Source organism: Deinococcus sp. (assembly GCF_030523985.1).
Classification (GTDB): Bacteria; Deinococcota; Deinococci; order Deinococcales; family Deinococcaceae; genus Deinococcus.
Map to the genome: position 1 here is coordinate 1 of NZ_JAUNHK010000011.1, position 4749 is coordinate 4749.

Annotated in this window: 3 protein-coding genes and 1 pseudogene; 2 read left to right on the plus strand and 2 right to left on the minus strand. The window is 68.3% G+C overall.

The window, feature by feature from the left end; all coding sequences use genetic code 11:
* Positions 1–225 (plus strand): annotated as a pseudogene (locus Q4C89_RS03180) (4-(cytidine 5'-diphospho)-2-C-methyl-D-erythritol kinase); the annotation flags it as partial.
* Positions 226–568: 343 nt separating this feature from the next.
* On the opposite strand, the gene Q4C89_RS03185 reads toward Q4C89_RS03180, so the two are convergent.
* Positions 569–1057, minus strand: a complete 489-nt coding sequence (locus Q4C89_RS03185) for a hypothetical protein (RefSeq protein ID WP_303101159.1) — start codon at positions 1055–1057, stop codon at positions 569–571.
* Positions 1058–1137: 80 nt separating this feature from the next.
* On the opposite strand from Q4C89_RS03185, the gene priA reads away from it, so the two are divergent.
* A complete protein-coding gene (priA, locus tag Q4C89_RS03190; RefSeq protein WP_303101160.1) occupies positions 1138–3900 on the plus strand; it encodes a primosomal protein N' in 2763 nt (920 codons plus the stop codon).
* Positions 3901–4117: 217 nt separating this feature from the next.
* Here the strand turns inward: priA and Q4C89_RS03195 are convergent.
* Positions 4118–4749 (minus strand): molybdenum cofactor biosynthesis protein MoaE (locus Q4C89_RS03195; protein WP_303101161.1); only part of this gene is annotated, 632 nt, incomplete at its 5' end.

The following is a 4749-nucleotide window of genomic DNA, read 5'->3' on the forward strand; positions in this document are numbered from 1 at the left end:
CCCTATTTCAACTCGCTGCAAGCGGGCGTGTTGGCGCGTTTTCCCAGTGTGCTGACCACGCTGGAAGCACTGGCAGACGCAGGCCTTCACTCGGTGCTGATGTCAGGTTCGGGGGCCACCTGCTTTGGGCTGGCGCAGGATGAGGTGCAGGCGCAGGCCGCAGCGGAAGCGCTTTCGGCGCAGTTTCCGCAGTGGTGGGTGACAGCGGCGCAGATTTGCCGGTGAGTGCTAGCCTACGGTGTCCCCGTGTGGGACGGGGTGCATGACAGGTCAGGAAAGGGAGAGGGCCAACTTCAACAACGCGCAAGCGCCTGGAGTTGCAGCCCCAGGCGCTTGAAAGGAGGTGATGTCCTTATGCCTAAACATCGTAAGGATACACCGAAGCGTCGCAGCAAACCAGTCTCGGCTGAGTTGTGGGTCAAGATTCTCTTGGCACTCGGCTCATTGCTGACTGGGCTGGCGGCGCTTATTCAAGCCCTGAAGCCCTAAGCCTCTCGCCGCCTGACCTCCTGCGCCCGACAGCCGCTCCTTCGGGGGCGGTTTTTACATTGGAATGACGCAGCCCACCTCACCGAATTTGAAAGCGGATTTCTTGCGGCGGAGGCGTCAGCGGCAATCTAGCTGCTTTGGCTCGGTACTCCGAGGGGCTAAGCTGCTGCAACTGCTCAGGCGTGATGCGGTATTCGCCCGCTGGATAACCGCTGATGATGACGTGATATTCGCCCGCGTAGCCTTCGCCTGGGGCTAGCGTCTTCATGGGAGCGGGGATGCTGGGGCAACCGTAATTGCCCAGCGGCTCTGGCACTTTGCCGCTCTCTCTCTGCTCTGCGCCCCAGATATAGGCACAGTCCAGCGGGTCGGACAGTTTCAGCGTCTGTTTTCCCTTGTTCGTGTACGTCACCTTCAGCGGGTAAAGCTCCTGGCGCATGACCCGCTCGGGCGCGGAGACGGTGATTTCCAAGTCGCCCGCCCGCATGGTTTGAGTCGCTGCCTCGCCCGACACTTTGGGCGCACAGGAGGTCAGGCTTAGCAGGAGCAGGGGCCAGAGACGTTTCATGCCTTCAGTCTGTCGGAAACAGATGACGGGAGTGTGACCCCCTCGCTTCCTTTTTCCACCCGCCGCGCTAGCCTGGGGGAGTGACCCTCTGGACTGACCCACCCGCCCCGCCGTCCAGAGCGGAAGAGAAAAAGCCCGTTCAGCACGCCGCCGCGCCTACCGACCAGACCTGGCAGGTCTGCCTGCCACTGCCGATTGCCGCGCTGGATTTTGCTGCCCCGCACGGCTACGCGGGGGCCGCGCCGCTGGGCTGCCGCGTGGTGGTGCCCTGGCGCAGCGGCGAGTTGAAAGTGGGGCTGGTGGTCGGCGTGGGAAGCGGCGCGGGCCGTCACCGTCTGCGCGAGGCGATAGCTGTGCTGGACGCCGCGCCCTGGGTGTCGCCCGACACGGTGCGCGGGCTGATGGACTGGGCCGCAGCCGCCCACCTGCCGCCGGGCCTGCTGTGGGATGACCTGCTGGGCGTCGGCTGGGAACTGAGCCATCTGCACGAAGTACGGGCGGTGGCGGGGGCCGACCTCGCGCCGTATGGGGAGGCCGTGCCAGGGGCCGAATGGAGCCGCGCCGACCTCTTCCCGCCTGCGCTGCTGGACGCGGTGCGCGAACAGGGCTTGCTGGACGAACGCTTCAGCCCGCTCGCCGTGCAGGTCAGCCGCATCGAGGCCGCGCCGCTGGAACAGGTGCCGCCCGCCGCCCGCTCGCAGGTGATGGTGGCGGCGCAGGACTGGCAGCAGGCCGACCCCGCGCTGTCTTGCCCGCCGCACTGGCAAGCGGTAGAGGGCGCAGCACTGACCGTCAAGCAGCAGGCCGCCTGGGACTGGCTGCACGCACACGGGCCACAGGTCAGTCTGAAAGCCTGGGCGAGTGGCGCGGGCGTGGGGTTGGAGGTGGTCAAAAAGGTGGTGACGGCGGGCGGCGCACGAGAAACGCCTTTGCCTGTGCCTCCGCCCCCGGCCTGGGTCTGGCTGCGCGGGCACGGCTCCGTCACCTCGCCTGCGGCCTGGGCAGCGGCGGCGGGGGTGCGTCCTGCCGAGGTACGGCGGCTGATGGAGGGCGGCGCGGCAGACTACATTTTTGTGCCCGTCACGCCGCCTGCGGCCTGGGACTGGCTGCGTGGGCACGGCCCCACCGAATCGCTGAGTGCCTGGGCAGCGGGGGCTGGCATCACGGCTTCGGCGGCTTCGGGTCTGCTGGCAAAAGGTTGGGCGGTTCAGAAAACAGGGCCAGCCCCCGCGCCCGACCTGCCTGCCGCCGCCGTCTGGCAAGGGCCACCGCTGGACGAACTGATCCCACTTTCCGCCGACCTGCTGCCCGAAGCCGAGGCGTGGCGACTGCACGGAGGCCGCCCCGCCGAGCGGTTTGCCGCCCTAGCGCCTCGCCTCGCCCGTCTGCTCTCGCAGGGGCGCGGGGTGCTGGTGCTGGCCCCCGACCATGCCACCTTGCGCCGTGCCTGGGACGGGCTGAGCGGGCTGGCGGAACTGTGCGGCACGCGGGCGGCGCTGCTGAGCGGGCAGCTTTCGCCCCGGCAGCGCGAGGAAGTGTGGCGGCAACTGCACGCGGGCGAGGTGCGGCTGGTGGTCGGCAGTGCGCTGGCCCTGACTGCGCCCATCGCGGGGCTGGCGCTGGTGGTCGTGCTGGAAGAAGGCTCGGACGCTTACAAACTGCTGTCGGGGTCGCGGGCCTTCGTGCCCGACGTGGCGGCGCGGGTGGCCCAGGCTTCGGGCGCGGCGCTGGGTTTGGTCGGCAGCGTGCCCGCCGTGGAGAGTGTGCCGCTGCCTGGGCGGGTGCTGCCGCCGCCGCGCAGCCGCCTGCATGTGGTGGATTACGCCAATCCGCCCCAGCAGCCCGAACTGGGGCCGCTCAGCAGTGTTCACCTCACGCCAGGTGACCTGGGCTACCCGCTCAGCCACGACCTCTCCAGATTGCTGCGGCAGGTGCAGGAACGGGGCAGACAGGCGGCGCTGCTGGCCCCCCGCCGTGGGTACTCGGCGCTGCTGCGTTGTCCCCACTGCGAACACACGCCGCAGTGTCCCAACTGTGACGTTTCGCTGCGCTTTCACCAGGAAACGCGCCAACTGACCTGCCACCAGTGCGGGCACAAACAGCCCGTGCCTGACCGCTGCGACAACTGCGGCGAGCAGATGTGGAAAGCACGCGGCCCCGGCACAGAATGGATTGCCGCCGAGGTACAAAAGCTGCTGCCTGGGTTTCCCGTGCTGCGGCTGGACAAAGACCGCCAGGACGACCTGACCCCGTTGCAAGAGGGCGCGGCGGGCGTGGTGGTCGGCACTCAGCTTTTGCTGTCGCAGCCGTGCCCGCCCAATCTGGCCCTCATCGGCGTCACGCTGGCGGACACCTGGCTGGGCGTGTCGGACTTTCGCGCCTCCGAGCGGTATCACCGCCTGCTGCGCCAACTCGCCGAGTGGCACCCCTCCCGCGCTCCGCTGCTGGTCGTGCAGACTTTTCAGGGCGACCACCCCGCGCTGAAGGTGCTGGAAACGGGCCGTGACGCCCTGGCCTACCCCGCCGCCGAGGAAAGGGTGCGGGCCGAGCTGTTTTACCCGCCCCACGCACGGCTGGCACAGGTAGAAGTCGCCGCCCGTGACCGTGACCGCGCTAAGACTGCGGCCCAGGCCATTGCCGACGCGCTGCACGGCGCGGGAGCCACCGCCCCCGAAGTGCTGGGGCCAGCGCCCGCCGCCGTCGCCCGGGTGCGTGGGGCTTATGTCTACCAGCTGCTGCTCCGCGCCCGCAGTGACGCCCGCCTCGCGCAATTGCTGGCGGTGCTGGACACCCGCAGCTGGAGCGCCCGCGTGCGGGTGGACGTAAATCCGCGCTCGAATTGAGGGCCACGCGAGGCCAAATAAAAAATCCGCCCTTCCCGGACGGTGATAAGAAAAGAATGGCGCCGTATGCGGCCTTTGTCAAACGTATGCAGTGAGGCGGTTTTTTGCCGTGCTGGTGGAGATTTTTGGAGAGGGTCAGTAGGCCCCCTCACCCCTTGCTACGCAAGGCCCTCTCTGCTCCGCAGCTTTACAAGTCCCACCAGGGGCGAGGGTCAAATCACAACACCTCATGTCCCGTCTGACCCGCCACCCAGTGCGTCCCCTCTGCCGTCGCTTCGTGCTTCCAGACGGGCAACTCGGCCTTGAGGTGCTCAATCAGAAAGTCGCAGGCTTCCAGCGCGGCGCGGCGGTGCGGGCTGGCGACCCCGATGACGATGCTCGCTTCGGCAGGCGCAAGGCGGCCCACGCGGTGCTGAATCCAAACCCGCAGTTCGCCGTGCTGGGCGCGGGCCTGGGCGGCGGCGGCTTCCATCACCTTGTGCGCCATCGGTGCGTAGGCTTCGTAGTCGATGTGGGCGACCACTTGCCCCGCGTTGGGCGAGCGCACCGTGCCGACAAAGTACGCCTGTGCGCCGCAGTGGGGCCGCACCAGAAAAGCGTCGGCGGGGGCCAGGGTCAGCACCTCGGCGGTCACTTCGCAAAAGGTGTCGGCCTCACCCGAATCGCCCGCCCCCGAACCGCCCGCGACTGGGGGGAGGAAGGCCACCTCGTCGCCCTCATGCAACACCTGCTCGGGCGCGGCGTAGGTTTCGTTGACCGCCACCATGCACCCGCCCAGGCTCAGGCCGCGTTCCTGTTCCAGTTGAGCGGCGACGGCCCGCACGTCTGCGCCCTCGGGCACGTCCAGCA

Excerpts from the sequence above, each read along its gene's own strand:
- Q4C89_RS03185 (WP_303101159.1), bottom strand. The coding sequence starts at position 1,057 with ATGAAACGTCTCTGGCCCCTGCTCCTGCTAAGCCTGACCTCCTGTGCG.